Source organism: Haladaptatus halobius (assembly GCF_020618475.1).
GTDB lineage: Archaea > Halobacteriota > Halobacteria > Halobacteriales > Haladaptataceae > Haladaptatus > Haladaptatus halobius.
This window is the reverse complement of the sequence record NZ_CP085335.1, coordinates 2,258,998-2,285,258: the sequence shown is the minus strand read 5'-3', so window position 1 is coordinate 2,285,258 and position 26,261 is coordinate 2,258,998. Positions and strand designations below refer to the sequence as shown.

The window sequence follows — 26,261 nt, the reverse complement described above, 5'->3', positions numbered from 1 at the left end:
AAGTTCAGAGGTCGAACCACTCAGTCGTGAAGTCCGTCTCGCGGAGGTGCCACCGCTGTTCCGGCCCGGTGTCCCCTGCCTGGAGTTCGACCACGGCGTCGAACTTCGAGGCGATGGCCTGCACTTGCGGCGCGTCACGCTCGATAGGGAGGACGTAGTGGGCCATCCCCGACACATCTTTGACCGCCTCGCAGATAGGGCCGAGAAATGCATCGACCATCGCCTCGTCGTGCGCCTCGACCAGCGGGAGAAGCGTGTCGAAGCAGAATCGGAGCTCCGCCGGGTCGAAGCCCCCGCGCTCGGCGTCGAGTCGTCGAATCACCGCGCGTATCTCGTCTCGGAAGTCGTCGATGTCGCCGTCGACGCGTTCGACGGTCGGGCCGACCTGCACCGTCGATTCCGCGTTCGCCGACCGCGAATCGGCGTGGTAGTCGATGATGTGGGCGTCCTCGCCGACGGTACCGGCCATCGACAGGCGGCTTCGAGCCGTCGCAACGCTCCGGTCGTGGAGGGCGAAAACGCGCGTCCTGTTTCGAGTCGTTTCGCCGAGGAGCGGCGTGCTCGCCGCGTCGACGACCGTGTCGGGAACCGACCCGACGACGAGGAGATTGCCGCCAAGCTGTTTGATGCGGGCGAGGCCCGGTTGAACCGCGACCTCGCCGTCGCCGCGGACGGTCACGTGGTGGCCGTGGAGGGTGAACGACAGTCGACCGCCCCGACGCGGCGACCCGTCGTCGCGGGACTCGAACAGCCTGTCGAGTGCTTCCGGGTCGATCACGTCGTACAGTTGTTCGGGGATATCCGACGGTTCGACGCCCGCCATGTCCGCGACCGCCACCGTCACCGTCGTACTGAGCGACCGGTCGCTCGACAGGTCGTGTTGCACGCGGTGGACGCCGCGCTCGTTAGGGGAACCGTCATCGTCCATACGCTTCCTAACTCTCTGCAACCAATGTTCAAAAACCCATCGTCATTTAATTGACGCTCTCGAAGGGGGTTAGGAAAGATATCAAGAAATCTATGCCGAAATCGATATATTTCGATGTAAACCACCACGAGTTATCGTGCATCTCTCGTCGTGAGCGCACTGATTACTCGTTTCACCCGTGTTCTGAAGATCATTTCGATCGTCTACTGATAGCCTCTCAGTTAATAATTTTTGATGGAATTTTTGGCAGAGGGAAATTTGCATCTGTCTTTCACGTGTCGTCTACGCAGCGCCAGCGCCAGTTCTAAAGTCGGTATCGATCGGTGGCTACTGCACCGAGGTAGGTTACGGAGAATGCGAGGGATGGGATTTGAACCCATGGACTCCTACGAGAGCGGGTCTTAAGCCCGCCGCCGTTGGCCTGGCTTGGCAACCCTCGCCCGTCAGTCGATTGTCCCTTCCATCGCAAGTGGGTTTCGGTTGGCCTCCTCGCTTATACCGATTCGCGCCGAACCCTCCGCCATGCTCGCCCTCTCCCGCGAAGTGTACGACACGCTTGTCAGTCACGCGCGCCGGGGTCGCCCAGCCGAAGTCTGTGGCCTCCTCGCGGGAACCCGGCGTGACGCTCGCGGCGATGCTCGAAACGACGCTCAAGTCGAGGACATCCTCCGCGCGGAGAACGTCGCGGAGACCCCGCGGACGAACTACGAGATCGACCCCGAAGAGCAACTGGCGCTCATGGAGGAGATCGAATCGCGCAGACAGGACGTGGTCGGCTTCTACCACTCCCATCCCACGGGGCCGGACGCTCCGAGCGAGACCGACGCGGCGGACGCGACGTGGGACGGCTACTCCTACGTCATCGTCTCGCTGAACGGGTCGTACCCTTTCGTCGGGTCGTGGTGCTGGACTGGCGAGGCGTTCGATCCTGAGATCATCCGGCTCGAATAGCCACCGGTCGCCGCCCGAACAGACGATAGGATTTTGGGGGCGCTCCGAGCACAGGGGCGCATGGACGACGCTCACCGCGCACGGCTGGCGCTCCAACGCTGTCGAACGAGATACGCACCCGACTCGCGGGTCGCCGTCTTCGAGATGACTCCCGATTCGACCGCGGAGGGACTCGTCCTCCGCGGTCGGGTCTCGACGCCCGAACTCGAATGCGAGGCTCGCGCCGCGGTCGAACGCGCCACCGGGCGGAGGGTGACGAGCGACGTGTCCGTCCTCGCCGAAACGAGAAGCGAACGAACCGTGACCGCGCCGATCACGCCCGTCCGCGACGACCCCGACGACGACGCCGAGCAGGTGACACAAGTACTCTACGGCGCGGCGGTCGCCGCGCTCGACCGCGAGGGAGAGTGGACACGGGTGCTCACGCCCGGCGGCTATCTCGGCTGGGTCGAGGAGAACACGCTCACGACCCCGCAGACAGTGGAGCCGAACGCGGTCGTAACCCGCGAGGTGACGCTCGGCGAAGCGAACCGTCCGGTGTACGCCGGAACCGCGTGCCGAATCGAAGGTGAGCACGACGACGCGAACGTTGATACGAACGACGCGACGACCGTCGTCTTCCGAACCGGGGAGCGCGCCGTGCTCCCCGCATCTGCGGTTCACCGATTCCCCGAAGACCCGACCGGCGAAGCCGTCGTCGCGGTCGCCCGGCGGTTCCTCGGTACGGAGTACCTCTGGGGCGGGATGACGACCGAGGGCATCGACTGCTCCGGGCTGGCGTGGGTGGCGTACCAGGCGAACGGAATCAGCCTGCCGCGCGACGCCGACCAGCAGCGAGCGATGGGCGAGACGGTCTCCCGGGACGAACTTCTGCCGGGCGACCTGCTCTTCTTCCCTGGTCACGTCGCCGTCAGCCTCGGCGGCGACGAGTACGTTCACGCCTACGGCGGCGACGATGCTGTCGTGGTCAACAGCTTCGACGCCGAGAGCGACGATTATCTCGCCGACTTGGACGAGACGTTCGAACTCGCGCGCCGACTCGTCTGACGTCGAACGTTCGAAAAGCGGATCGTGATTCGGCACCGAACCGCCGGTGACGTTCACGCGTCGGTACGCTCGTATCGTCCTTCTACAAATAATTTCGCACCGGACGATGTGAATCTCCGAAACGTTTATTCTCGTTTGCTATTCTCTAACAGGTATGCCAGGTATGAGCACGCTCGACTGGTTGGGACTGGTCGTCCCCTACGTCGTGTTTTTCGTGATGTTGATCGCCTACTACGTACTCGAAGGCAGGCGCGAAGAGCGCCTCCGGGAGGAGTACGAGGAGGATAGCTATGCCTGAGGGACTTGCGGGCGGCGCGGGCGTCTGGGTGTTAGGGACGTTCGCCGCGTACCTCCTCGTCCTCATCGGCATCGGCCTGTGGGCTTCGAGGATGATGGATTCGGTCGGCGACTACGTCATCGGCGGTCGGCAGATCGGGCCGGTCGTCACCGGCTTCTCCGAGCGCGCGTCCGAGATGAGCGGGTGGCTCACGCTCGGAGTGCCGGCGGACGCCTACGGAACCGGTATCATGGCGTTCCTGAACGGTCTCGGCATGATTCCTGCGGACTTGCTCGCGTGGGCCGGAATCGCCAAACGTCTCCGGAAATATACCGAAATCGTGCGGTCGGTGACCCTGCCGACATTCTTCGAGACGCGCTTGCAGGACGGTACCGGGATGGTGAAAGGCACCTCGGCGGTCGTGCTGATGCTGTTCGAGGGCGGGTACGTCGGCGCGCAGATCGTCGCCGCCGGGACGCTATTGCAGGTTCTCACGGGCGTCGAACCGGTCGTTGGCATCGTCGTCGGCGGTGTTATCGTGGTCGGCTACACGCTGCTCGGGGGCTACTTCGCCGTCGCGTGGTCGGACTACTTCCAGGGTGCTATCATCCTCGTCGCGTTCATCATCCTCCCCATCATCGCGTTCTCGAACTACGGGATACCGTTCGGAGAGCTAGCGAACGTCGGCGGCGGGTCGCTGACGAGCATCACCGCGGGACTGACCGGCTGGGCCGCCATCTTCGGCATCATCAGCTACGCCGCCATCGGACTCGGCGTCCCCGGCAACCCGCACATCATGGTGCGGTTCATGGGCATCGACCGAGTGAAGAACGTTCGACTCGCGGCGCTAGTCGCGCAGTTGTTCATGTTCGTCGCGTACATCGGCGCGGCCCTCGTCGGGCTGTACGCCATCGTCGTCTTCGGACAGGGCGACCTCGCGCAGGCCGACAACGCCATGCCGCGGCTGACGCTCACCCTCTTACCGGGTGCCGTCGCCGGCGTCGTCCTCGCGGCGGCGCTAGCGGCGATGATGTCGAGTGCCGATTCGCAACTGCTCGTCGCCACCAGCGCGGTGGTGGAGGACGTGTACCACGGCTTCTTCAACCAACAGGCGACCGAGGCGCAACTCGTGCTCTACTCGCGGGTCGTCACCCTCGCGCTCGGCGGCGCGAGCATCCTCTTCGCCTACGGTGCGAAAGGGACGCCCATCTACACCCTCGTCCTCGACTACGCGTGGGGCGGTCTGGGGGCGTCCATCGGGCCGACGCTCATCGCGGCGTTGTGGTGGAAGCGCGTCACGGCGAAAGGCTCCGTGGCGAGCATGATAGTCGGCGCGACGACGATGATCGTCTGGACTCAACTCGGCACCATCCTCGAGACGTTCGGAATCATGCCAACGCAGGAAGCGTCACCGTTCCTCTACAACCTCGTCGGCGTCTACGGTCTATTCCCGGCGTTCATCCTGTCGGTGCTCACGCTCGTCTCCGTCTCGCTCGTGACGAAACCGCCGTCCGGCGTCGACGAGCACTTCGACGTGTTCGACAAACCGCTGTCGCAGGTGACGAGCGGAACCGGTAGCGGAACCCCGAGCTACGTGACGGACGGCGGGCGCGACGTCTCGCCGAAAGCCGTGACCGAGGCGGACAACATCCGCGCTCACGTCGGAGCCTCCGGCTACTGGAATGACGAGTAAGCTCGTCGGTGAGCGGCGCGAGTCCGCGAAACTCGCGGTCATCCCGCCGGCGATTTCGCGCGAGGAGGTCGGCGAGGGGCGAGTCGGCGTGGTCGCGTACCCCTACCGGGTGTACGAGGCCGAGGTGACGATGACTCGTCCGTTCCTCGGCGATCGCACTGACCGGTTCGTCGCCACTGTCGACCGCTCCCGGCGATTGGTGGTTCGGGCGGACACGTTTCCCGACGCGGAGACGCGGGAGATAGAGGACGTGCTGGTGCTCCCCGCGGAACTGTCGGACGAGCAGTCCCGGACGAAAGCGCGGGAGTCGGTGTTCAAATGGACGCTCCGGCGCTACTCGCTGAACGACGCGCCCGACATCGAGTTTGTGCGGGAGGCGGACGCGTACAAACTGTTCTGGCTTGTCGAGCGTCCGGACGGCGACGTCATCGTGGACAGCCTGCAAGGAATCGAAGACCCCTTGCGAGACTGATCGAGGACGACTCCGTCGTTTTCAGCGCGATTCGACGAGGTTGTACGGATTTCCGTATAGATCTTCGACCATCGCGGAGACGCCCCACGGAACCTCTTCGGGGGCGCTCGTGACGGTCACGCCGCGCGCTTTCAAGTCGGCGACGGTTCCCCGGCAGTCGTCCGTTTCGAGCACCCACACCGTCCCCTCGCCAATTCGGGAACGGAGCGTCGCCGCTTCCTCGCCGAAGAACTCCTCGGTCGGCTCTTGGAGAACGATCTCTGTCTCGCCGTCCGGCGGCGCGACCGTGACCTACCGCATCCCCGGCGCGAACTCCTCGTCGCTTCGCGTCTCGAAGCCCATTTTTTCGGTGTACCACGAGAGCGCCTCGTCGGTGTCTTCGACCAGCACGGTGGCGTGCGTCAGTTCCGTTATCATCGGTCGGGATTCGAGCACGGACGGGATAACCCTCCACCGCATCCCGAAAGTGGTCGGCGAAGGTGGCTGGCGATTCGCTTGTCGCTCGACTACGCCCGCGCGGTGCTGACCACCCAGACGCCGACGCCCATCACGACGCCGCCCGCGACGAATCCAGGACCGAGGGACTCCGAGAGGAAGAGCGCGCCGAGTGCCGCGCCGACGACCGGCTGGGCGAAGAAGAAGACGGCAACGACGCCCGCGTCCAACGCTTCCAGTCCGCGATACCAGAGGAACCACGCCGCCGCGGTGCTGAGGACGCCGAGGTACAGCACCGCGCCGACGACCGGGGGGGTGACCGACGCGGCGGTGACTGGGGACGACGCGGAGGCGAGTTCGATGGGTACGAGGACGCCGACGAGCGGAATCGACGCGAGCGTCGAGTAGGTCGCCGTTTCGAGCGCGGAGTAGGTTCGCACGAGCGGTTTGCCCCAGACCGTGTAACCCGCCCACCCGAAACTCGCGGCGAACAGCGCGAGGACGCCAAGCAGGTTCCCCCGTCCGACGGCGGCGAAGTCGTACTGTCCGGAGAGGACGACCAGCGTGCCGACGACTGCTAGCGCCATCCCGCCGACCTTCCGCCCCGAGAGCGATTCGTCGAGGACGACGACGCCTAGCAGGAGCGTGAAGACCGGCGTGAGCACCGTCAACAGCGACCCCTGACTGGCGTTCGTCAGGTCGGTGCCGACGAACTGCGTGACGAGCGTGAGCGCGACCCACCCGCCGAGGACGCCGAACCGTTGCCGCTCCGAGCGCGAGAACGAGCGCTTCGGCGCGGTCAGCCGAACGACGAGGAGGAGCGTCGTCCCGCCGAGGACGACGCGCAGAAACGCCAGCGTCACCGGCGGAATCGCGGCGAATCCCCACTTACTCACGATGTACATCCCGCCCCAGAGCGTCGAGGCGGAGAGCGGTGCGAGCGAATCAACGCGTGCCATCGTCGGGGAGATGTCGTTCTCGTCGTAAATTGCTGTCCCTATCATGCGAGGGCCAACCATTATCGGCCGCTTATGGGACGTGCAAGTATGGACATCGCAGCCCGGCGTGAGCGACTGCGCGGCCACGCCGACGAATTCGTCTCCGAGTTCGGGTCGCCGCTGTACGCCTTCTTCGAAGATGACCTGCGTGCGAACTACGAGACGCTCCGAAGCGCGCTGGACGACCACTACCCCGACTCCAAGGTTCACTTCGCAGTGAAAGCGAACTACAACCTCGGAATCCTCTCGGTGCTTCGGGACGCCGGGTGCAAGGCGGAAGCCTACGCCCGGTGCGAACTGACCGCCACGCGGCGGGCCGGGTTCGCCGCGGAAGACGTGCTCTTGACCGGGATGAACCGCGCGCCGGAGGACGTCGAACGCGCGCTGGACTGGGGCGTCTATCACCTACTTGTGGACAACGCGGCGGAGTTGGAGAAGGTCGTCGTGGCGGCGGAAGCGACTGGTACGACCCCCGACGTGCTGATTCGCGGCAATCCCGCGATGGACGTGCCGACCCACCCCGAGGTGGCGACGGCGACCCGCGAGAGCAAGTTCGGCCTCGACATCGAGAGTGGACGAGCGATGGCGGTGGCCCGGCGGGCCGCGGAGTCCGACGCTGTCACCCTCGCGGGCGTCCAGTTGCACGTCGGAAGTCAGATTCGCGGCGTCGAACCCTACGGCGTTGCGGCCCGCGAGATGCTCGGCTTCGCGGGCGAGATACGCGACGAACTCGACGTCGAGATCGAAATCCTCGACCTCGGCGGCGGTTTTCCGGTTTCGTACGACGACGACGTGCCGGGCACCGAAGAGATAGTCTCGCACATGGCCGAGACGGTTCGGGTCACCTGCGTCGACCTCAACCTCGCGGAACCGCAGCTGTTCGTCGAACCGGGGCGCAGACTCGTCGGGAACGCCGGCACCTTCCTCGCCACGGTCGGCGTCGTGAAGGAGACGCCCTACGCCGACTTTGCGGTGTTAGACGGCGGAACGAACGCCGTCTCCTCGTACTGGCCCTACCCGGTCTACGCGCTGAAGGACGGACGACCGAAGCGAGAGTACCACGTCGCCGGGCCGCTCTGCTACTCGGGCGACGTGATAAGCGAGGACGTCGCGCTCCCCGAACTCGGTCCCGGCGACCTCGTCGCCGTCGATAGAATCGGCGCGTACTCGCTCGGAAGCGCGAGTCACACCAACGCCGAACCGAAACCGCCGGTCGTGCTGGTGCGAGGCGACGGGAGTTACGATAACCTGCGTGCGCGCGAAACGTGCAAAGACGTGCTCGGACGCGACCGAATTCCCGACGGACTGTGAGAAAGACCTTTGATGCAGGCACGCCGTGACCGATTCATGAAACCGGCTGACGCGCTCGCCCCCGACCCGGCGGGCGGTACCGACGACGCGGGCGGTTGGTTCGCAGGGCTCGTCCCGAACGCTGTCGCGCTTCGGTGTCTCTCGGTCGAACTTCGCGCGCCGAAGGAGATTGTCGTCGGGGAACCCGCGAGATTTCTGTTTCGGGTTCGCAATCGCGCGCCGCTCCCCGTGAGCGTGCGCCTGCCGACGAGTCGGCTGTGGGGTTGGGCGGTGGACGGGATTCCGGAGGCGGACGATCGGGGCTTCGACCCCCCGGAGACGCCGCGTCGAGTGGCGTTCCGCAGGCGCGGCGTCCGGCAGTTCGAAGGGACGTGGGACGGACAGGTTCGCCGCGCCGGACGCGACGGTGACGTGTGGCGACCCGAACCGGGAGAAAACACCCTCACCGCTTACCTCGCAACCGGAGACGCACCGGGGAAACTGAGCGATAGCGTACAAATCTCGGTGACGACCGGTCGACCCTAGTATGAAAGGGCGGCCTTATATGCCACCGCCTTCTTTGCTATTAGGTATCACGAAACGGACGTTTCCCGTGACAATAAAAACATGACAGGCAACAACGATTCCTACTTGGATCGACGACGATTCCTGACGGTGAGCGCGCTCGGCGGAGCCACCGCACTCGCCGGGTGCGGCGGACAGACGACGAATCCCGACGGACCGGGCGGTACCGGCACGGTCGACCCCGGAAATACCGACGGCAACGGCGGCGCGAAAGGCGGCACGTTCATCAACACCACGGCGGAGGACGCGACGACCCTCGACCCGCGTATGAACGAACTCGCGTGGGTCAACGGGATGATGCACTACCTCTTCGACACGCTCCTCGCCGTCAAACCCGACGGGAGTGACATCGTCCCGCACCTCGCCAAGGAGAAGCCGAAAAAGCAAGACGAGACGACGTACACCATCCCCCTCAGGCAAGGCGTGAAGTTCCACAACGGGAACGAGTTGACCGCCGAGGACGTGGCCTACTCGTTCAGTTGGGTGCTCGATCCGAAGAATAAATCCACGAATCAGGAGAACCTCTCGTTCGTCGAGAGCGTGAAAGCCTCAGGCGATTACGAAGTCACCTTCAACCTGAAACATCCCTATGCGCTGTTCGAGTTGACGCTCGCGGGGATGAACGCGGCCATCGTCCCGAAGAAAGACGCGGAAAAGAAGGGCCAGAAGAAATTTGCCCAGAAACCGGTCGGAAGCGGGCCGTTCCAACTCAAGGATTGGAAATCCGGTTCCCACCTCACGCTCGAACAGTTCGGAGACTATTTCCTCAAATCGCCGAACCTGAAGCAGATTAAATACCGAGTCATCCCCGAGGCGGAGGTGCAGTTCGTCGAACTCGCCACCGGGAACGTCCATCAGGCGTCCGTGCCGAAGACGCTGCTCACCAAGGCACAGAACCGGAAGAATTTGAAGATGAAACGCATCTCGCAGTTCGACTACAACGGTCTCATCTTCAACTCGCTCCACGAACCGTTCGGCAACCGAAAGGTACGCGAGGCGATGCAGTATCTCGTCGACTACGACCAGATGCTGCAGGCGACGAAGGGGAAACTCGGCAAGCGCTCCTACGGTTTCATGCCCCTCGAAGTGAACAAGGCGTGGGACCTCCCGTGGCAGGAGTGGAAGGAGAAGTACTACCCCGACAAAGACCACGATAAAGCAAAACAACTGCTGGAGGAAGCGGGCTACGGCGACGGCTTCAACGTGAAGATGTCCACGCACAGCTCTGGAAAGTTCAAAAACATGGCCATCATCCTCCAGAACGAAATGGACAAGGTGGGCATCAACGCCGAGGTGCAGGAAGTTACCATCGGCCAGTGGTTGAACCAACTTGACACCGGGGAGTACGACGTCACCTTCTACGGCTGGTCGGGCGGCCAAGACCCCGACGGGTTCTACTACTACCTGTTCCGCAACCTTCGCAACGACGACAGTCCACTGCCCGACAACTATGTCGGCAACGCCTCCGCCGGAATGCTCCACGAAGCATATCCGAACAGCGAGAAACTCAAGAAGGCGGACGAGGACATCCGGAAGGCGCGAAAACTCCAAAGCAGGGACGAGCGACGGAAACTGTATATCCAGGCCGCGGAAGCGTTCCAGTCGGAGTATCCGCACATCCCGGTGTACTCCGAGCAGTCCGCCACCGCGTGGAGCACCAAGGTCAAGGGATACGAGCCCACCGCGTTCGCGGCGCAACCGCTGTGTAACCAGTGGTCGAACGCGTCGCTCAAGAACTAACGTTCGACCTTTCCAGACGAAATTTCAGTACACGAAATTATGAGCATGTACCGTTACACCGCCCGGCGACTCCTGCAGATAGTGCCAGTCCTGCTGGGCGTTTTCACCCTCACGTTCGTGATGATGCACGCGCTCCCGGGCAACCCGGTGCGGATCTACCTCGGGCTGAATCCGAGTCAGGCGCTCGCGGATCAACTCATCCACCAGTACGGCTTCGACCGACCGCTGTGGCAGCAGTATCTGGACTACCTCGGGCGACTCCTCCACGGGAACCTCGGCGAATCGTTCATGCGAAAGCGACCGGTGACCGACCTCATGCTGGAGCGACTCGGCCCCACGCTCACGCTGATGGGACTGTCGTACGCCATCGCACTTCCCATCTCGCTCCTGCTCGGCGTCTACGCCGCCTCGCGGCACAACGAACTCGGCGACCACGTCTCGCGGTTCTTGGGGCTGGCGGGACTCTCGACGCCGAACTTCTGGCTCGGGCTGATGCTCATCCTCCTGTTCGCCTACGAGTTGGGCTGGCTCCCGGCGTCGGGCTACGTGCCGTTCGCGCAGGATCCGGTGGAGTCCGCGAAGCGACTCGTCATGCCCGTCGTCACGCTGACGACCGCGCAGACGGCGACGCTGATGCGGATGACGCGCTCCAGCATGGTCGAGGAACTATCGCAGGACTACGTCCAGACGGCCCGCGCCTACGGCCTTCCGGAACGACGCATCCTGCTCAAACACGCCTTCCGCAACGCGCTGTTGCCGCTGGTGACCATCATCGGCCTCCAACTATCGTTCCTGTTGGACGGGAGCGTCATCGTCGAGAAGATTTTCGCCATCCCCGGCATGGGTCGGCTGTTCTTCACGGGCATGATGAAGAATGACTACGGCGTCATCATGGGGCTGACGCTGTCTTTCGCCGTGTTGTTCCTCGTGGGCGTCCTGCTGACCGACCTCGCCTACGCCTACATCGACCCGCGGATCAGGTACGACTGATATGAGTACGAACCAACCACTTTCGGAGACGGGAATCGACACCGAGAGCCGACTGAAGGGGACGATTCGGGAGCTTCGCTACAGCCCGACAGCCATCGCCGGCGCGCTCATCGTCGGAACGCTCGTCGTGCTGGCGGTGTTCTCGACCGTCGACGTCGTGTTGTTCGACAAGGCGCTCATCACCGCCATCCACGTCGACCCGCACGCGATGAACCCGACCGAGACCTACTCGGCACCCTCGCTGGAACACCCGATGGGAACGGATAATTTCGGTCGGGACGTACTGGCCCGCGTCATCTACGGCAGTCGGATCGCGCTCGCCATCGGCATCATCGCCGTGGGAATCAGCTTCCTCGGCGGCATCGCATTCGGCGCGACGGCGGCGTACTTCGGCGGCTACGTGGACGACGCCATCATGCGCGCGCTGGAGGTGCTGTACTCGATTCCGGGGCTCATCCTCGCCATGACGCTGATGGCCATCATGGGGCCGAGCGTCTACAACCTCTTTATCGCCTACGGCGTCATCGGCATCCCGGCCTACGCGCGGGTGATGCGTTCGGAAGTGCTCTCCCTCCGTGAGGAGGAGTACGTTGAGGCGGCGCGCGCGGCGGGCCTGCCGAACCGCATCATCCTCTTCCGCGAAATCGTGCCGAACGGACTGGCCGCGGTCGTCGTGCAGGGGACGCTCTCGATGGGCGGCGTCATCATCGGCGCGGCGGCGCTGTCGTTCCTTACCTTCGGCGTCCAACCGCCCACGGCGTCGTGGGGACGGATGCTGAACGGGGCACAGGAAGCCATGCTCATCGCGCCGTGGGTCGCGGTCTTCCCCGGCCTGATGATATTCTTCACAGTGATGGGGTTCAACATGCTCGGCGACGGCCTGCGGGACGCGATGGACCCGCGGACGACGCTCTGGAAGGCCGACTGGGACGAACTGGGAGACGACCTCCTCCCCTCGGAGGGCGCGTCGCGCGACGACCCCGACCCGGTCGCCGACAGTCCGGCGACGGACGGCGGAGTCGAGCGTGACGGAGGAAACGCGACCGAACGGGGGCGCGACGAATGAGCCTCCTCGAAGTCGAAGACCTGCGGACGTACTTCTACACCGAGGAGGGCATCGTGCAGGCGGTCGACGGCGTGAGCTTCGAACTCGACCGCGGCGAGACGCTCGGACTGGTCGGCGAGAGCGGGGCCGGAAAGAGCGTGACCGTAAAGAGCCTGCTCGGTCTCATCAACCCGCCCGGCAAGGTGGTCGACGGGACGGTTCGGTTCGACGGGCGCGACCTGACCGCCTGCTCGGAGCACGAACTGCGGCGGGAGGTGCGGGGGAGCGAGATTTCGTTCGTCTTTCAGGACCCGATGTCGGCGCTGAACCCCGTCTTCACGGTGGGGAACCAGATCGCTGAAATCGTGGAGTACCACACCGACCGAACCGAAGCGGAGGCCCGCGACCGAGCCGTCGAACTGCTGGACGACGTGGGCATCCCCGACCCGGAACAGCGCGCCGACCAGTACCCGCACGAGTTCTCCGGCGGGATGCGCCAGCGCGCGCTCATCGCCATGGCGCTGTCGTGCAATCCGAAGCTCATCATCGCGGACGAGCCGACAACGGCGCTTGACGTGACGATTCAGGCCCAGATCTTAGACCTATTCGACGAGATCCAGGAGAAGTACGACACGAGCGTCGTCTACGTTACGCACGACCTTGGCGTCGTCCGCGAGGTGTGTGACCGCGTGGCCGTGATGTACCTCGGCAAGGTGGTCGAGCACGCCCCGTACGACGAACTGTACCGGAATCCGAAACACCCCTACACCCAGTCGCTGTTGCGGTCGGTCGTCCGACCCGACGAGCGGGCAGACGACCTGAACCCCATCGACGGGACGATGCCGAGCGCCATCGACCCGCCGTCGGGCTGTCGATTCCGGACGCGCTGTCCGGTCGCCATCGACGACTGCGCCCGGGTCGAACCGCCGCGCGTCGACGTCGGTTCGGACCACGACGCGGCGTGCATCCTCTACGAGGATGAGTACGGACATGACGAACCGGCGCTCCACGAACGAGGTCGCCCATGAGCCGAAGCGTACGACGCCCACAGAACGAAACCGACGAACCGCTTCTCAGGGTCGAGAACCTGACGAAACACTTCCCGGTCAATACGGGATTCATCAGTTCGCTCCGGTGGAACTCCAGCGGCGGATTCCCGCTTGGACTGGACGACAAAAGCGTCAGGGCGGTCGACGGCGTGAGCTTCGATCTCTACCCGGGCGAGACGCTCGGCGTCGTCGGCGAATCAGGCTGCGGAAAATCGACCCTTGCCCGAACCCTGCTCGGCCTGACCGACCCGACCGACGGCGCGGTCAAGTTCCGCGGCATGCGGACGACGACGTTCGGCAGCGACGAAAAACGCGAGTTCCGACGGAACGCCCAGATCGTGTTTCAAGACCCGCAATCGAGTCTCAACCCGCGCCGGAAGGCCGGAAACATAATAGCCGACCCGCTGGAAGCGGCGGGGTGGAGCGAAGAAGAACGCAGAGAGCGCGTCCTCGAACTGCTCGGGCAGGTCGGCCTGAAAGAGGAACACTACGGGCGCTACCCCCACGAGTTCTCGGGCGGCCAGCGCCAGCGAATCAACCTCGCGCGGGCGCTCTCCATCAACCCCGACCTCGTCATCGCCGACGAACCCGTGAGCGGTCTCGACATGAGCGTGCAGGCTCAGATTCTCTCGCTGATGCAGGACTTGCAGGACGAGTACGGTCTGACCTACCTGTTCATCACGCACGACCTGAGCGTCATCAGGAACGTCGCCGACCGCGTGGCGGTGATGTATCTCGGTGACTTCGTCGAAACCGGGCCGGTCGAGCGACTATTCACCGAACCGCACCACCCCTACACCTGCGCGCTCCTCGAAGCAGTGCCGAACCCCGACCCGGACGTGCGCGGCGTCGAACCGAGACTCGTCGGTGACGTGCCGAGTCCGAGCGACCCGCCGTCGGGCTGTAAGTTCCACACGCGCTGTCCGGAACTCATCGTCCCCGACCCATTCACCCGCGAAGAGTACCATGAGTACATGGCGTTCCGAAGCGACGTGCAGGACGAGAATCTGCAGACCGATGTCGAACCCGCGGCGGTTCGCGCCCACTACTTCGGGGGCGACCTCCCGCCCGACGTCGAGAGAACCATCGAATCGGCCGTCTCGCACGCGGCGGACGGTGATTGGGACGACGCTCGCGCCGCGCTCGCGGAGTACCGGTCGCCGTGCGAGGCGGAGGTGCCCGAACTGCAGTCGGTCGCCGACGGGCATCTATTGGCCTGCCACCTCGACGCCGAGGAGCGCGAAGCGTTTTCGTGGTGACGTTTCCGGACTCCGTCGGCGCGAGCGCGTCGGCGCGCGAACTCGGCGGCGTCGAACTCGCGGCCCGCGACCCGGACGTTCCGCTTCCGCCGGCGTCGAACACGAAACTGCTCACCGCCGCGCTCGCGTTCCACCACCTCGGGTCGGACTATCGCTTCAAAACGAGCGTCTCCCGAGCGGACGATTCCTTCGTGCTCGCCGGACGAGGAAATCCGTCGCTCTCGCCCGACCACCTGTCGGTGCTCGCCGAGGGCGTTGGAAACGCCGGCATCGACGCCGTGACTACTCTCGTCGCAGACGCGGGCTGGTTCACCGGGCCGTCCCGCGGGCCGGGGTGGACGTGGGAGGACGGAAAGTACGGTTACGGCGCGGAGAGCACGGCGCTCACGCTCGCCGGAAACACCGTCTCGGTGACGGTGTCCGGCACCGACATCGAGGTGACCCCCAAGACGGACGCGGTCGAACTCGTCGCGGATTTCGACCAGTCGGAGGACGATTTGCGGGTGTACCGGGACTCCCCCGAAGGGACGATTCGCGTCGAAGGGCGACCACCCGACGAACCGCAGACCGACGCCGTTCCCGTCGCCGACCCGGTTCGCCACTGCCTACTCGCGTTCCGCGACGCGCTCGCGGACGCGGACGTGACCGTTTCCGGCGACCTCCGAATCGCGGACGACGCCGAAACGAGCGACACCGCCGGCGAGACGATAGCGACGGCGAAGTCGCTGCCCGTCTCGAAACTCGTCCGCGAGATGAACGTTCCGTCCGACAACTTTCTCGCGGAACAGTTCGCCCGAACCGTCGCCCGCGAGGTGCGCGGCGAGGGGTCGTGGGAGGCGTGGGAGGAAGTCGTCGGCGACTTCCTCGCGGAACGCGAGGCGGGCGGCTTCCGCATCCGAGACGGCTCCGGCCTGTCGCGCTACAACCTCATCTCGTCGCGGGGGCTGGTCGGGGTGCTCGACTGGGTCGCGGAACAGCCGTGGTCTACGACCTTCTTCGACTCGCTGCCCGCACCCGGCGAGGGAACGCTCGAAGACCGATTGCTCGCCCTCGACTGCGAGGTTCGCGCGAAAACGGGGACGCTCACCGGGAGTCGGACGCTCTCGGGAATCCTCCGCCGGGATGAAAAGCGGGACGTGGCGTTCTCCGTCCTGCTGGGCGGGTTGACCGGGGAGGACGAGGAGAACGCGCGCGAGATGATAGACGAGTTCGTGCGCGAGTTGGCCGACTGACCGCATGAACCTTTTTACGAGAAGACGGAACCAGTGCGAGGCGATGCGCCGCTTGCTCGAACTTGTCGTCTCGATGCTGTTCGAACCGCCGGAGATTCACGGCGATAGCGGTGCGCGTTTCATCGGCGTGACGGTTCGTAGCGACGAACGACGAGGGGGCCGTACGGAACCGCGAATCGTCGACTCCGGACCGCCACCGCCTACCCGTACCACTCGTTTCGCCCCGCGCCACCCGCGCGCAACATCGCCACCGACGCCTCGAAGGCTGCGACGTAGGAATCGGCTTCGACGCGGGTCGTTCGACCAACGACGCGCTCGACCGACTGAGTTTCCGCCGCGCGGGCGGCCTGATTCGTCGTCGCCCAATCGGCTTCGATAGCGACCGGTTCGTCCGGCACCGGCTGGTCGAACTCCTCGCTCGCGGCGCGACGAACCGCCCGCTCCGCCGCGCCTCGAATCCGAGCACGGGAATCCTCGGGCGGAAGACAGTCCGCCGTGAATTGGTTGATGCCGTCCTTGACCACGGCGGTCTCCGCGTCGCCAAGTTCGTCGCGAGCCTCCGCCGCCGTCGCGTCGTCTCCCGTGACGAGTCCGACCGGAACGCCCAGCGACGCGGCGAGTCCGGCGTTCCAGCCGAGTTCGCCGACCTCGGTGTCGTTCGCGCGAAGCGAGACGAGTTCGTGGGGGTAGAACGTATGGTTCAGGACGGCCCGCGGCGTTCCGGCTCTCGCGTGGTAGCCGACGAAGACGGCGAGGTCGTGGTCGTCCGCAAGCCCCTGCATCATCGACCGCGGTTTCGTGCCGCCGCGGATGAGGCGGGCCGACTCGTGGAGCGCGTCGCGCGGGAGGTTTGTCATCGAGGAGTGCGAGTCGTTGACGAGCACGTCGTCGGACCGCCGGAGAGCGCGCCTTCGATGGCCGCGTTCACGTCGCCGACCATCAGTTCCCGTCCGGCGGTGTAGTCGGCCTCTCCCTTCACCACGTCGCGCGGGTCGGCGACGCCGGTGATTCCCTCCATGTCAGCGGAGACGAACACCTTCACCGTTCCACCTCCAGCGCCCGCTCTACCTTCCGCAGGGTTCGCTTCCACGTCGCTCGCTTCGAGAATACGTGGTTCTCGTCGGGGTAGTGGTCGGCGTCGAACTCCTTACCGAGGTCGGTGAGCGTCTCGACGACGAGGTCGAGTTGCTCGAAGTTGACGTATCGGTCGCCGGTTCCGTGAAAGTTGTACAGCGGAACCTCGTAGGCGTCCATGTGGGTCACGGGCGACGCCTCGGCCCATCGCTCGGGCACCTCCCACGGTTCGCCTCCCATCCGGAGCACCTCCGCGGAGGCGGCGGGCGGGTATTTCGTTTCCTCGGCCCAGTCTCGGTACAGTTCGAGATCAGCGAGCCCCGCGAGATTGATGCCGAGCGAGAACGCGTCGAGGTGCGTGCCGAGTACTTGGAGCGTGGCGTAGCCGCCGTAGGAAAGCCCCCAAACGGCGACCGATTCGCGGTCGACGTAGTCGAGGTCTTTCAGATACTCCCCCGCCTGCGCCACGTCCGCTATCTCGTCTTTTCCTCGAGCGCCCGCGATGGCCTGTCGGAACTCCCGACCGTAGCCGATTCCGCCGCGATAGTTGACGAACAGCGCGACGTACCCCTTCGTGGCGAGGTACTGGTGGAACGTGTAGAAGAGGCCGTACGACCGCGATGGATGCCAGCCGTCGCGCATCTGGCGCATTGGTCCGCCGTGTACGCAGACGACGGCGGGGAGGTCGGACGCGGTCGCATCGATAGTGTCCGACTCGCGCGGGTCGAGCAGGTAGCCCTCGATGCACCGTCCCGTGCTCTCGAACTCGATTCGCTCCGGTTCGACGGGTGAGGTAGCCCACTCCTCGACCGCCGAGAGCGTGAGTCGGCGAGTATTGCCGTCCGCGTCGACGCGGAGCTCCGGCGACCGTTCGCGGTCGGCGTGGAGGTACGCCAGCGGGTCGCCGTCGGGCGACGGTCGGGGGTGGACGTTCGTTCCCGGCGCTTCCACGAGGGGTGCGACGTCTCCGTCGAGCGCGACTGAAAAGAGCTGGCGCTGGCCGGGGTCACGGCGGTTCGAGGAGAAGACGAGCGTCTCGTCGTCCGACCATCGGGGTGTCGCGTCGGCGACGCCTTTGTCCTCGAACGTCCCTTCGGTCAGTTGCGTGCACTCGCCGGTTTCGGCGTCGACGACGTGGACGTGCTCCCAACCGTCGAGCGAGAGGGCGAGGGCGATGCGACTTCCGTCCGGCGACACCTCAGGAGCGCCCTGCGAGACAACGCCGCGTTCGCGGTCGACCTCTCGAACGAGGATAGTTTCGTCGTCCTCCTCCGGGTCGGCTGCGACGATTCGCCGAACTTCGCCACCCTCTCCCCGCTGGTCGACGACGACGCGACCGTCGGCCAGCCACGTGGGGCTGTGACTCGCCATCTCGCTCCGCGTGCGCCACACCAGTTCGCCGGACTCGACGTCGACGACACCGACCTGCGTCGCGTCGTCGTCGACGAATCGGTACGCGAGGAGGGCGTCATCGTCGGCCCACGCGAACATCCGCGATTCGCCGAGGAAGGGTCCGCGCTCCGGCACGTCGTACGCGCGTTCGTCGCCGGTCGCCACGTCGCGGACGACGGGGCGTCCGTCGCGGTAGAACGCGAATCGAGTTCCGTCGTTCGACCACGTGTACGCTTCCCGGTCCTCCAGGCCGGAGAGCAGTCGTCTGGTCGTTCGCGCTTCGGGGTCGGCGAGCAACAGGTCGCCCGCGTCGGTGGCGACGAGCAGTTCGGCCGTCGTCGTCGACCACGCGAACTCGCTGACGTGGCCCTCCTCCGGTGCGAATCGCCACGTCGGTTCGGTGTGGGGTCGTGCGTCCGTGTCGGCATCGGTCACGTCGAGGTGGGTGTCGAAAGCGAAGACGAGTAGGACGTTGCCGTCGTCCTCGTACAGCGTCGCGGCGAGAAAATCGCCGTTCGGCGACCACGACGGCGGGCCGGGATACTCCACGTCCAGCACGTCAGAAAGAGTCGGGATGCGTGACATACCGTCACATTCGATTACAGCCTCAAAGTGATTCGCAATGCGGCTAGTCGTTCGCCCGGCGACCCGTCTTCCGCGGCCGGTCGCTCTCCGTTCAGTAATTTCGTCTGGCGAGTTTCGTGAGGAAGGCGTCGAGAACCTTCTGTTCGCCTTTTCGGAGGTGTTCGAGGAAGGTCGGCCCGCTGATGCCGAGGTCGTCGGCGATGTCGCTCGCGGCCACCTCGCGGGGCCAGTTGTAGTAGCCCGCCTCGTGCGCCTCGAAGAGACATTCGGTCTGACGAACCGACAGTGAGTCGTATATCCTGTCGCTGGTGTCGGCAAACTCTACGTTGTCGTTGGGGTCGACCTCGTGGATGGCCTCCAGTTCCACGTCGTACTCCTCTTCCAGTTCCGTGAACACCGATTCGAGCCGGTCGGAGCGCACGAGCACCGTCCAGTACTCGTATCCGCCGGTGATGTGAACCGGTTCGATGGGCATGAACTCCGAGTTTACGATCTCGGGGACGATGCTTGACGAGCGGTCGTAGGTGACGACGACGCGGGCGCGGTTGCCGCCGTCTTTCAGGATAGCCGTGCTCTCGACGACGCGGTGTGCGTCGATGGCCTCGACGAACGCCTCGATATCGCGGTCGCCTTCGGAAACGAGGATGAAATCGCCCTTGACCGTCTCGTCGGTCGGGTACAGCGATTTCTCGATGATGTGCGTTTTTTCGTACTCGTCGGTCATTTCGAGCGTCCAACAGCCGGGATGCCTCAGTTTGAGTTCTACCTGCCGGTGTCTCGTCCCTTCCTGTTGGTCCCTGACGTGGATGACGCTCATAGTACGTGATGCGACCGCACAGTAAAGAATTTGTATAGTATTTGGATTACATTTTCTTCTGGGCCGACCACACCGCCGTCGCGCCGAGAAGGAGCGCCGGAACGAGCGGGAGCACGAGGTACGAGAACTTGAACGGAAGTGCAGGCGGTCGGAGGTAGATGAGCAACGGCGCGACGACGAACGCCAGCACCATCGCGCCGACCAGAAGCCATCCGCTCCGACCGAACTCTCTCTCGTCGGTCATCACAGCTCGCTGTCGGGTTTCACGACGACCTTACCGAAGCCCTCGCGGTTCTCCAGCATCTCGTGTGCGCGTGCCGTCTCGCTCATGGGAAATACCTCGCGGATGGCCGGTTCGAAGGTGCCGTCCCAAACCAGTTCCATCGCGTCGTCCGCTTCGCCGTGGCTCGCCATCGTGGAACCGATGACCGACAGCTGATTCCAGAAGATGCGGTTGATGTCCGTCTCCGGATTTCCGCCCGTCGTCGCCCCGCAGGTGAGCACTCGGCCGCCCTTGGCGAGGCTCTTCAGGGACTCCCGCCACGTCGCCGCGCCGACGTGGTCGACGACGACGTCGACGCCGCGCTTGCCCGTCAGTTCCCGAATCCGCTGGACGAAATCCTCGTCGTCGTAGTCGATGACGTGGTCGGCCTCGAGTTCGCGAGCGTGTTCGAGTTTCTCCTCGCTGCTTCCCGTGGCGTACACCGTGGCTCCGGCGTAGTCGGCGATCTGGACGGCGGCGTGACCGACGCCCCCGGACGCGCCGAGGACGAGGACATGCTCGCCGGGGGTCACGTCGCCGCGCGTGAGGAGCATCCGCCACGCGGTCTGGAAGACCAGCGGGGCCGCCGCCGCGGTCTCCCACGAGACATCCTCGGGAACCGGGAGGAGGTTGTCCGCCGGCATCGCCGCGAGTTCGCTGTGGATTCCAGGCGCGTGCTCGCCGATGACGTAGTAGTTCACGCACATCGAGTGCTGGCCGTGGCGGCAGAACTCGCACTTCCCGCAACTGACGCCCGCCGAGAGAGCGACGCGGTCGCCGGGTTCGAAGCGCGTCACGTCCTCGCCGACTTCGAGCACTTCGCCCGCCCCGTCGCTACCGGGGACGTGCGGCATGTCGAGCGAGAGGCCGGGGAGCCCTCTCCGCGTCCACACGTCGAGGTGGTTCAGCGCGCCCGCCTTCACGTCGATCAGAACCTCGTCGCGGTCAGGCTCCGGGTCGGGGAACTCTCCGTAGTCGATGACCTCGGTTCCGCCGTGGGATTCGAACTGGACGGCTTGCATGCGAGTTCGTTGCGGGGGAGGGAGTAAAACTGTGTTCACCTCGGGTTCGCGTGGACTTTTGGGAGAGCAACCCGAAGGTTGACCCATGACCGGCCACGCTCACGACGACGGGGACGACCGTTGTTCGCACGACGAGCACCGCTTGCACGACCGCTCCGACCGGCACGACCACTCCAACCGCCCCGACGAACGCGACCATCCGGATCACCACGCCCACGACGTCGACGAACTCGGTTTCGGCGTCGTCACCGTCTCCTCCTCGCGCTCGCTGGACGACGACCCCGCGGGCGACGCCATCGGCGAACTGGTCGAAGACGACGGGCACAACATGGTGACGCGGGAACTCATCTCGGACGACTACGACACCGTCCAGAAGACCGTGGACAACCTCGTCAGCCGAAAGGACGTGGACGTGGTCGTGACGACGGGCGGCACGGGCGTCACCCCCGACGACGTGACCATCGAGGCGGTGCGACCGCTGCTTGAGAAGGAGCTACCGGGATTCGGCGAACTGTTCCGCACCCTCTCCTACGACGAGATCGGAACGAGGGTCGTCGGGACGCGCGCGACAGCGGGCGTCGTCGACGGCGTCGTCGTCTTCTGTCTCCCCGGAAGCGAAAACGCGGTTCGGCTCGGAACGGGCGACATCCTCCTCCGAGAAGCGAGCCACCTCGTCGGCCTCTGCGGACGCGATTAGCGAGAACTCGGCGAACTCAGAGGCGGAGCGGTTCCGCCGTCTCCCACCGCGAACTGAACTGACCGTTGACGTTCGTGGCGAACTCGGGATCTTTGAGGTCGATGAGGGCAAACGCCTCACCGGGCGAAAGGGGGTTCGCCACCTCGATGCACACCTCCACGTCGTCGATGAGGTTGAACGTTCCTTCGAGGTTCGGCGTCGTTCGCACCGAAAACTGCGGATGGTCGGAGAGCGTCGTGGCGTAGCGGTCGCCGACGCTCGGCGGGAGCGTCCGGACGAGTTCCGGCGACATGAGCACCGACACTTCCACGCCGCGGTCGAGCGCCGCTTCGAGGTGTTTGCTCACCGTCTCGCCCACGCTGCCGATGTCGAACGTCGGTGACACCCGCCCTGCGACCATGACGATGCGCTCTTCCGCGGCGTCCAGGCGTTCGACCAGCAGTTCGAGCGACTCGTCCGGCCCGACCGCCGCCGTCCAGAACCCCTCTTCGATGGGCGGTTCGGCGGTGTCGAGTTCGGTGCTCAGGTCGTCGACGATGTCCTCGTACTGCTCGGCTTTCGCATTCAGCTCTTCGAGCTTGTCGTCCAGCAGGCGGTCGAGCGCGGTTCCCGGCTCGACGGCGATGTACTTCTTCGGGCGACTCGCGCTCTGGCTCCTGACGAGATTGTGCGTCTCCAAACTGTTGAGCACGTCGTAGATCCGCCCCATCGGCACCTCGCTCGCGCGCGAGAGGTCTTTGGCCGTCGTTGGGCCGATGTTCAAGAGCGCCCGATACGCCCGTGCCTCGTACTCGGAGAGACCGAGGTCGCGGAGACTTGCCATGTCTGTTGACATTACGCCGACTGTATAAAAACGCTACGTGCATTGTCGGTAGTTGCAAAAACGCGTCTGATTTTATCAGATTCCCAATCGTCAGAAGAAAATCTCGGCGAATTCGCTTAGCTCCGCGGGCGTGCTCGCCGGGTCGGAGACGGTGCCGTCGGCGACGAGTCGGGCGGTACCGCGTTCGTACTCGTCCGCGTTCGGAACGACGACCTTCTCGTGATCTGCGACGCGAAGCGCGGCCCGGTGGAGGTCGGATCCCGGCGGCGCGGCGACGGCGATTCGCAGCGGTGGGCGAGTGAGTCGAGACGCGGCGGTGGCGTAGCCGGCTACCTGCACGCCGATTCTGTCCGCCGCACCCGCGAACGCACCGACGGCATCGCGCGCGGTTTCCTCGTAGGACGACGCCCCGGTCAGGATGGACAGGTCGACCAGCGCGTCGGCGAGCGCGGCATTCCCGTCGATAGGGCGTAGCGGTCGGTCGAGCAGTCCCGGCCCGTCGGCCGGCCCGTCCACGAACGCACCGTCCTTCCGCTGGAGCGTCTCGATGGCGTGGTCGGCGACGGTTCTGGCGGTGGCTAGGTACTCGTCGCCGAGCACCTGCGCGGCGGTGACGAAGGCCCGCGTGACGTAGGCGTGGTCGACGAGTAAGCCGCGTTCGCTACCCGCCCCGTCACCGTCGCGGTAGTGGACGACCCCGCCGTCTTCGACGAGTGACGCGAGAAAGTCCACGGTGCGCTCCCCGTACCGGCGGGCGCGTTCGTCGTCGGTGTAGGCGGCGAACGTGAGCAGGGCGTCCGCGGCGAGCGCGTTCCAGTCCGCGAAGGCGGTGGGGTCGACTGGGGGTGCGTCTTCGCTCTCGCGGTTGCTCGCGTCGCCCTCGTAATATTCCTCGCCCGGTTGCTGGCTCCCGCCGAAGGCATCGTCCCGCCAGATCGTCGTCGTCAGGTACTCTATCGTTTTCTCAGCAGGGTCGCGGTAGCGGTCCTCACCCGTGTAGAGGTAGGCGTTCGCGTAGGCGCGGACGAGCGCGGCGTTCGAGTCGAGCATCTTCTCGTGGTGGACGTCGCGCCAGTCGCGGGTGCTGGCGTAGCGGAAGAAGCCACCCTCGTAGTCGTCGAAGAGGTTCTGGGTGACGGCCGAGAGTGTGGCCAGCGCGCGCTCCCGGTCGCGTTTCAGCGCGAACTCGACGGTGCGGGGCAGGGGGAACTTCGCGTCGTCGCCCCACCCGCCGTGCGTCTGGTCGAACCGGTCTTCGACCTGCCCGACCAGCAGGCGCTCTATCTCCTCGGTCACCTCGTCGGCGGGCGGGTTCTGGTCGCGGACGTTTCGCGGCACCTGCGCCGCGTCCCTGCCCTTGTGCGTCCAGAGGTCGCGCACCTGTCCGACGACCTGTCGCATCGTGTCCGGGTCAAGGAACGTCGCTCCGGTCAGGTGTTCGCCCTCGGGCGTGAGGAAGACGGTCGACGGAAAGCCGCCCATGTTGTATCGCTCCCGAACGCGAGGGTGGCGGTCGATATCCGCCCGCACCGGAACGAACGAATCGTTGACGTTCGCCGCCAGCGTCGGCACCGCGTAGGTCGTCTCGTCCATCTCGTGACACCACGAACACCACCGCGCCGAGAGCGAGAGCAGGATGGGCTTTCCGGCGTCCCGGGCCTCGGAGAAGGCTTCCTCACCCCACTCGCGCCACTCGATCTTCGTTCGTTCCGCGAACTCGTCCATGCGCGGGGGTTGGCGATGAACGGGGAAGTGGTTTCGGAATCGCGTGTTCGAGGTGGGATTTCTGGGCCGTCGTGATAAAACGAAGAATTCCGCTACTCCCGACTCGTCGCTTACTCGCGAACGTCGACGGACTCCAGCACCACGTCGTTTAGCGGTTTGTCCTGCTGGTTGGTGTCCACGGAGCCAATCTCCCGAACGACGTCCATGCCGTCGATGACTTCGCCGAAGACGGAGTGTTTGTTGTCGAGGTGCGGCGTGGCGTCGAGCGTGATGAAGAACTGCGAGCCGTTGGTGTTCGGGCCGGAGTTCGCCATCGAGAGGATGCCCTCGCTGTCGTGGGTGAGTTCGGGGTGGAACTCGTCGTCGAACTGGTAGCCGGGGCCGCCGCGGCCGGTTCCGGTTGGGTCGCCGCCCTGGATCATGAAGCCCTCGATGACGCGGTGGAAGAGCACGTCGTCGTAGAGCGGTTCGTCCGTCTTCCGCTCGCCCGACTGCGGGTCGGTCCACTCTCGGTCGCCCGTCGCCAGTCCGACGAAGTTCTGGACGGTGCGGGGTGCGCGCTCGTCGAACAGTCGAACCTCGATGTCGCCGTGATTCGTGTGAAGCGTGGCCGTCAGGTCGTCTGCCATAGCCGAACCGTCGGACTCCAAGGAAAAAAGCGGTTCTATCCTATCTGCTCGCGGTCGTGTACAGAAGCGGTGCGATGACCAGCAGCGCGACGCCGAGATAGGCGAAGTGGGGTGGCGCACCCATCGATACGACGAGCATGAACAGAACGCCGAACATGATGGCGTTCAGCGACAGCACCTTCCGAGATTTCAACGGAATCGCGCCCAGCAGTGAGAGCACGAACAGGACGAAGACCGCGTGTCCCACGTTGTATTTGATGAGGAAGTCGTCGATGAGTGGGAGAGGGACGAACTCGAACATTCCTGCCTAGAAATCGGGGTGAGTTCTCCTTTAAACTTCCGCTATGCCCCGCTCGACCCCGTCAGTTCCAGCGGTCTGACCCAGATGTACCAGATGAGGACGGCGGCCGTGAGATAGCCCGTGTAGAAGACGGCGGTGCCGACGGAACCGTATCCCATCTCGGTCAACACGTACTTCGCCATCCCGGGGACGACGACGCCGAGCGCCAGCGCCAACCCGAAACGAATCTTCCCGGCGGCGTTCTGCGTGCTCATACTCCGGCTACGCACTCCACCGGGGTCAATCGCTCGGTTCGCTCTCGCAGCTTCCGCCGACGATCCTTCGAACTATCAGACTACATAGTACTTGTCCGAACGTTCCACAAATCGAACATGAGTCGCGAGAAAGTACTGGCGGGCGGTGTCATCGTCATCGTGACGGCGGCCCTGCTCGCCGCCGCCGTGGTTCCCGGTGCGATCGCGGAGTCGTCACCCGACGACTTCCGCGCCAGTCACCTCCGACTCGAAGAGGTGACCATCTCGCCCGGCGAGGTGTCCGGCGGCACCGCGACATTGACCGTCGACACCCGACTCGCTCACCGAGGCGGCCCGCGAGCAACGTCACGGTGCTCGTACGGGCCGTCCACTTGGACTCCGGGTTGGTCGAGACGACGACCGAAACGCGCATGCCGACCATCGAAGGCGAGCAAGAGACGAGCGTCACGCAGAACGTCTCCGTCGAACGACGGGGCGGCTACCGCATCGAGACCATCGTCTTCCGCGACGGCGAACGAGTCGCGGAGGGCGGTAAGGAAGTTCGCGGCGTCGGCACCCTCCGACCGGCCTACGCGCGAACCGACGTCGCCTTCCACTGGCAGGGCGAGGGGAGCGAGTTCCCGTCCATCGAGTACGCCATCGCCGACGTGACGAACAACCGGACGACGCTCGACGTTTCGACGATCTGA

27 protein-coding genes, 1 tRNA gene and 2 pseudogenes are annotated in these 26,261 nt (G+C 65.0%); 15 read left to right on the top strand and 15 right to left on the bottom strand.

Annotation, left to right across the window (positions count from 1 at the left end; genetic code table 11):
• Positions 1 to 4: 4 nt before the first annotated feature.
• Both LIW51_RS13380 and LIW51_RS13375 read right to left on the bottom strand, forming a co-directional pair.
• A complete protein-coding gene (locus tag LIW51_RS13380; protein ID WP_227374609.1) occupies positions 5 to 928 on the bottom strand; it encodes a DUF7504 family protein in 924 nt (307 codons plus the stop codon).
• A gap of 355 nt (positions 929 to 1,283) precedes the next feature.
• Positions 1,284 to 1,368, bottom strand: a tRNA-Leu gene (locus tag LIW51_RS13375).
• 82 nt (positions 1,369 to 1,450) lie between these two features.
• On the opposite strand from LIW51_RS13375, the gene LIW51_RS13370 reads away from it, so the two are divergent.
• From LIW51_RS13370 to LIW51_RS13350, 5 genes are all read left to right on the top strand, one after another.
• The gene (locus tag LIW51_RS13370) at positions 1,451 to 1,879 is read left to right on the top strand and encodes a desampylase (protein ID WP_368411794.1); all 429 of its coding nucleotides are present in this window, start codon (positions 1,451 to 1,453) and stop codon (positions 1,877 to 1,879) included.
• A gap of 60 nt (positions 1,880 to 1,939) precedes the next feature.
• Positions 1,940 to 2,926, top strand: a complete 987-nt coding sequence (locus LIW51_RS13365; RefSeq protein WP_227374607.1) for a C40 family peptidase — start codon at positions 1,940 to 1,942, stop codon at positions 2,924 to 2,926.
• Positions 2,927 to 3,080: 154 nt separating this feature from the next.
• A complete protein-coding gene (locus tag LIW51_RS13360) occupies positions 3,081 to 3,224 on the top strand; it encodes a hypothetical protein (protein WP_227353525.1) in 144 nt (47 codons plus the stop codon).
• Positions 3,217 to 4,896 carry a sodium/proline symporter gene (locus LIW51_RS13355; protein WP_227374606.1) on the top strand — a complete coding sequence of 560 codons (1,680 nt, stop codon included), beginning with the start codon at positions 3,217 to 3,219 and terminating at the stop codon, positions 4,894 to 4,896. The genes LIW51_RS13360 and LIW51_RS13355 overlap by 8 nt, the downstream gene beginning before the upstream one ends.
• Entirely contained in the window at positions 4,886 to 5,368 is a 483-nt protein-coding gene (locus LIW51_RS13350; RefSeq protein WP_227374605.1) for a hypothetical protein, read from the top strand. The genes LIW51_RS13355 and LIW51_RS13350 overlap by 11 nt, the downstream gene beginning before the upstream one ends.
• Before the next feature lie 21 nt (positions 5,369 to 5,389).
• On the opposite strand, the gene LIW51_RS13345 is transcribed toward LIW51_RS13350, so the two are convergent.
• From LIW51_RS13345 to LIW51_RS13335, 3 genes are all read right to left on the bottom strand, one after another.
• Complete coding sequence (locus LIW51_RS13345) at positions 5,390 to 5,548, bottom strand: VOC family protein (RefSeq protein WP_227374604.1); 159 nt, start codon at positions 5,546 to 5,548, stop codon at positions 5,390 to 5,392.
• 111 nt (positions 5,549 to 5,659) lie between these two features.
• A complete protein-coding gene (locus tag LIW51_RS13340; RefSeq protein WP_227374603.1) occupies positions 5,660 to 5,785 on the bottom strand; it encodes a VOC family protein in 126 nt (41 codons plus the stop codon).
• A gap of 89 nt (positions 5,786 to 5,874) precedes the next feature.
• Positions 5,875 to 6,807: a DMT family transporter gene (locus LIW51_RS13335; protein ID WP_227374602.1), complete on the bottom strand. Its 933-nt coding sequence runs from the start codon at positions 6,805 to 6,807 to the stop codon at positions 5,875 to 5,877.
• Between the two features lie 42 nt (positions 6,808 to 6,849).
• On the opposite strand from LIW51_RS13335, the gene lysA reads away from it, so the two are divergent.
• The 8 genes from lysA (at position 6,850) to dacB (ending at position 15,991) form a co-directional block, all read left to right on the top strand.
• Positions 6,850 to 8,112, top strand: a complete 1,263-nt coding sequence (gene lysA, locus LIW51_RS13330; protein ID WP_227374601.1) for a diaminopimelate decarboxylase — start codon at positions 6,850 to 6,852, stop codon at positions 8,110 to 8,112.
• Positions 8,113 to 8,148: 36 nt separating this feature from the next.
• Positions 8,149 to 8,637, top strand: coding sequence for a DUF7974 family protein (locus tag LIW51_RS13325; protein WP_227374600.1), 489 nt, complete (start codon positions 8,149 to 8,151; stop codon positions 8,635 to 8,637).
• 81 nt (positions 8,638 to 8,718) lie between these two features.
• A complete protein-coding gene (locus LIW51_RS13320; RefSeq protein ID WP_227374599.1) occupies positions 8,719 to 10,416 on the top strand; it encodes an ABC transporter substrate-binding protein in 1,698 nt (565 codons plus the stop codon).
• 39 nt (positions 10,417 to 10,455) lie between these two features.
• A complete protein-coding gene (locus tag LIW51_RS13315; RefSeq protein WP_227374598.1) occupies positions 10,456 to 11,406 on the top strand; it encodes an ABC transporter permease in 951 nt (316 codons plus the stop codon).
• A 1-nt stretch (position 11,407) separates the two neighbouring features.
• The gene (locus LIW51_RS13310) at positions 11,408 to 12,472 is read left to right on the top strand and encodes an ABC transporter permease (RefSeq protein WP_227374597.1); all 1,065 of its coding nucleotides are present in this window, start codon (positions 11,408 to 11,410) and stop codon (positions 12,470 to 12,472) included.
• Entirely contained in the window at positions 12,469 to 13,479 is a 1,011-nt protein-coding gene (locus LIW51_RS13305; protein WP_227374596.1) for an ABC transporter ATP-binding protein, read from the top strand. Before LIW51_RS13310 ends, LIW51_RS13305 begins: the two co-directional genes overlap by 4 nt.
• Entirely contained in the window at positions 13,476 to 14,759 is a 1,284-nt protein-coding gene (locus LIW51_RS13300; protein ID WP_227374595.1) for an ABC transporter ATP-binding protein, read from the top strand. The genes LIW51_RS13305 and LIW51_RS13300 overlap by 4 nt, the downstream gene beginning before the upstream one ends.
• Positions 14,753 to 15,991, top strand: a complete 1,239-nt coding sequence (dacB, locus tag LIW51_RS13295; RefSeq protein ID WP_227374594.1) for a D-alanyl-D-alanine carboxypeptidase/D-alanyl-D-alanine endopeptidase — start codon at positions 14,753 to 14,755, stop codon at positions 15,989 to 15,991. The genes LIW51_RS13300 and dacB overlap by 7 nt, the downstream gene beginning before the upstream one ends.
• Before the next feature lie 200 nt (positions 15,992 to 16,191).
• Here the strand turns inward: dacB and LIW51_RS13290 are convergent.
• The 5 genes and pseudogenes from LIW51_RS13290 to LIW51_RS13270 form a co-directional block, all read right to left on the bottom strand.
• Positions 16,192 to 17,009, bottom strand: a pseudogene (locus LIW51_RS13290) (M55 family metallopeptidase).
• A 20-nt stretch (positions 17,010 to 17,029) separates the two neighbouring features.
• Entirely contained in the window at positions 17,030 to 19,042 is a 2,013-nt protein-coding gene (locus tag LIW51_RS13285; protein WP_227374593.1) for a S9 family peptidase, read from the bottom strand.
• Between the two features lie 91 nt (positions 19,043 to 19,133).
• Complete coding sequence (locus LIW51_RS13280; protein WP_227374592.1) at positions 19,134 to 19,859, bottom strand: helix-turn-helix domain-containing protein; 726 nt, start codon at positions 19,857 to 19,859, stop codon at positions 19,134 to 19,136.
• Positions 19,860 to 19,905: 46 nt separating this feature from the next.
• Positions 19,906 to 20,103, bottom strand: a complete 198-nt coding sequence (locus tag LIW51_RS13275; protein WP_227374591.1) for a DUF7977 family protein — start codon at positions 20,101 to 20,103, stop codon at positions 19,906 to 19,908.
• Positions 20,103 to 21,143, bottom strand: coding sequence for a zinc-binding dehydrogenase (locus LIW51_RS13270; protein ID WP_227374590.1), 1,041 nt, complete (start codon positions 21,141 to 21,143; stop codon positions 20,103 to 20,105). Before LIW51_RS13270 ends, LIW51_RS13275 begins: the two co-directional genes overlap by 1 nt.
• Positions 21,144 to 21,228: 85 nt before the next feature.
• Between LIW51_RS13270 and LIW51_RS13265 the strand changes: the two genes are divergently transcribed.
• Positions 21,229 to 21,840: a MogA/MoaB family molybdenum cofactor biosynthesis protein gene (locus tag LIW51_RS13265; protein ID WP_227374589.1), complete on the top strand. Its 612-nt coding sequence runs from the start codon at positions 21,229 to 21,231 to the stop codon at positions 21,838 to 21,840.
• Positions 21,841 to 21,856: 16 nt separating this feature from the next.
• Here the strand turns inward: LIW51_RS13265 and LIW51_RS13260 are convergent, their stop codons facing one another.
• From LIW51_RS13260 to LIW51_RS13240, 5 genes are all read right to left on the bottom strand, one after another.
• Complete coding sequence (locus tag LIW51_RS13260) at positions 21,857 to 22,663, bottom strand: TrmB family transcriptional regulator (RefSeq protein WP_227374588.1); 807 nt, start codon at positions 22,661 to 22,663, stop codon at positions 21,857 to 21,859.
• Positions 22,664 to 22,753: 90 nt separating this feature from the next.
• The gene (locus LIW51_RS13255; protein ID WP_227374587.1) at positions 22,754 to 24,388 is read right to left on the bottom strand and encodes a DUF255 domain-containing protein; all 1,635 of its coding nucleotides are present in this window, start codon (positions 24,386 to 24,388) and stop codon (positions 22,754 to 22,756) included.
• A gap of 110 nt (positions 24,389 to 24,498) precedes the next feature.
• Positions 24,499 to 25,017: a peptidylprolyl isomerase gene (locus tag LIW51_RS13250; protein WP_227374586.1), complete on the bottom strand. Its 519-nt coding sequence runs from the start codon at positions 25,015 to 25,017 to the stop codon at positions 24,499 to 24,501.
• 40 nt (positions 25,018 to 25,057) lie between these two features.
• Positions 25,058 to 25,318, bottom strand: a complete 261-nt coding sequence (locus tag LIW51_RS13245; protein ID WP_227374585.1) for a DUF8006 family protein — start codon at positions 25,316 to 25,318, stop codon at positions 25,058 to 25,060.
• Between the two features lie 41 nt (positions 25,319 to 25,359).
• On the bottom strand, positions 25,360 to 25,572 hold the full coding sequence (locus LIW51_RS13240; RefSeq protein ID WP_227374584.1) for a DUF7996 family protein: 213 nt from the start codon (positions 25,570 to 25,572) through the stop codon (positions 25,360 to 25,362).
• Between the two features lie 276 nt (positions 25,573 to 25,848).
• Between LIW51_RS13240 and LIW51_RS13235 the strand changes: the two are divergent.
• Positions 25,849 to 26,261 (top strand): annotated as a pseudogene (locus tag LIW51_RS13235) (DUF7490 domain-containing protein).

Bases quoted from the DNA above. Each gene is read 5' to 3' on its own strand.
- LIW51_RS13350 (WP_227374605.1), top strand. From the start codon at position 4,886: ATGACGAGTAAGCTCGTCGGTGAGCGGCGCGAGTCCGCGAAACTCGCG.
- LIW51_RS13365 (WP_227374607.1), top strand. From the start codon at position 1,940: ATGGACGACGCTCACCGCGCACGGCTGGCGCTCCAACGCTGTCGAACG.
- LIW51_RS13265 (WP_227374589.1), top strand. From the start codon at position 21,229: ATGACCGGCCACGCTCACGACGACGGGGACGACCGTTGTTCGCACGAC.
- LIW51_RS13335 (WP_227374602.1), bottom strand. From the start codon at position 6,807: ATGATAGGGACAGCAATTTACGACGAGAACGACATCTCCCCGACGATG.
- LIW51_RS13260 (WP_227374588.1), bottom strand. From the start codon at position 22,663: ATGGCAAGTCTCCGCGACCTCGGTCTCTCCGAGTACGAGGCACGGGCG.
- LIW51_RS13355 (WP_227374606.1), top strand. From the start codon at position 3,217: ATGCCTGAGGGACTTGCGGGCGGCGCGGGCGTCTGGGTGTTAGGGACG.
- LIW51_RS13315 (WP_227374598.1), top strand. From the start codon at position 10,456: ATGAGCATGTACCGTTACACCGCCCGGCGACTCCTGCAGATAGTGCCA.
- LIW51_RS13340 (WP_227374603.1), bottom strand. From the start codon at position 5,785: ATGATAACGGAACTGACGCACGCCACCGTGCTGGTCGAAGACACCGAC.
- lysA (WP_227374601.1), top strand. From the start codon at position 6,850: ATGGACATCGCAGCCCGGCGTGAGCGACTGCGCGGCCACGCCGACGAA.
- LIW51_RS13380 (WP_227374609.1), bottom strand. From the start codon at position 928: ATGGACGATGACGGTTCCCCTAACGAGCGCGGCGTCCACCGCGTGCAA.
- LIW51_RS13305 (WP_227374596.1), top strand. From the start codon at position 12,469: ATGAGCCTCCTCGAAGTCGAAGACCTGCGGACGTACTTCTACACCGAG.
- LIW51_RS13270 (WP_227374590.1), bottom strand. From the start codon at position 21,143: ATGCAAGCCGTCCAGTTCGAATCCCACGGCGGAACCGAGGTCATCGAC.
- LIW51_RS13320 (WP_227374599.1), top strand. From the start codon at position 8,719: ATGACAGGCAACAACGATTCCTACTTGGATCGACGACGATTCCTGACG.
- LIW51_RS13250 (WP_227374586.1), bottom strand. From the start codon at position 25,017: ATGGCAGACGACCTGACGGCCACGCTTCACACGAATCACGGCGACATC.
- LIW51_RS13245 (WP_227374585.1), bottom strand. From the start codon at position 25,318: ATGTTCGAGTTCGTCCCTCTCCCACTCATCGACGACTTCCTCATCAAA.
- LIW51_RS13240 (WP_227374584.1), bottom strand. From the start codon at position 25,572: ATGAGCACGCAGAACGCCGCCGGGAAGATTCGTTTCGGGTTGGCGCTG.
- LIW51_RS13285 (WP_227374593.1), bottom strand. From the start codon at position 19,042: ATGTCACGCATCCCGACTCTTTCTGACGTGCTGGACGTGGAGTATCCC.
- LIW51_RS13280 (WP_227374592.1), bottom strand. From the start codon at position 19,859: ATGAGCGTCATCCACGTCAGGGACCAACAGGAAGGGACGAGACACCGG.
- LIW51_RS13255 (WP_227374587.1), bottom strand. From the start codon at position 24,388: ATGGACGAGTTCGCGGAACGAACGAAGATCGAGTGGCGCGAGTGGGGT.
- LIW51_RS13325 (WP_227374600.1), top strand. From the start codon at position 8,149: ATGAAACCGGCTGACGCGCTCGCCCCCGACCCGGCGGGCGGTACCGAC.
- LIW51_RS13360 (WP_227353525.1), top strand. From the start codon at position 3,081: ATGCCAGGTATGAGCACGCTCGACTGGTTGGGACTGGTCGTCCCCTAC.
- LIW51_RS13275 (WP_227374591.1), bottom strand. From the start codon at position 20,103: ATGACCGACGAGAGAGAGTTCGGTCGGAGCGGATGGCTTCTGGTCGGC.
- LIW51_RS13370 (WP_368411794.1), top strand. From the start codon at position 1,451: ATGCTCGCCCTCTCCCGCGAAGTGTACGACACGCTTGTCAGTCACGCG.
- LIW51_RS13310 (WP_227374597.1), top strand. From the start codon at position 11,408: ATGAGTACGAACCAACCACTTTCGGAGACGGGAATCGACACCGAGAGC.
- LIW51_RS13300 (WP_227374595.1), top strand. From the start codon at position 13,476: ATGAGCCGAAGCGTACGACGCCCACAGAACGAAACCGACGAACCGCTT.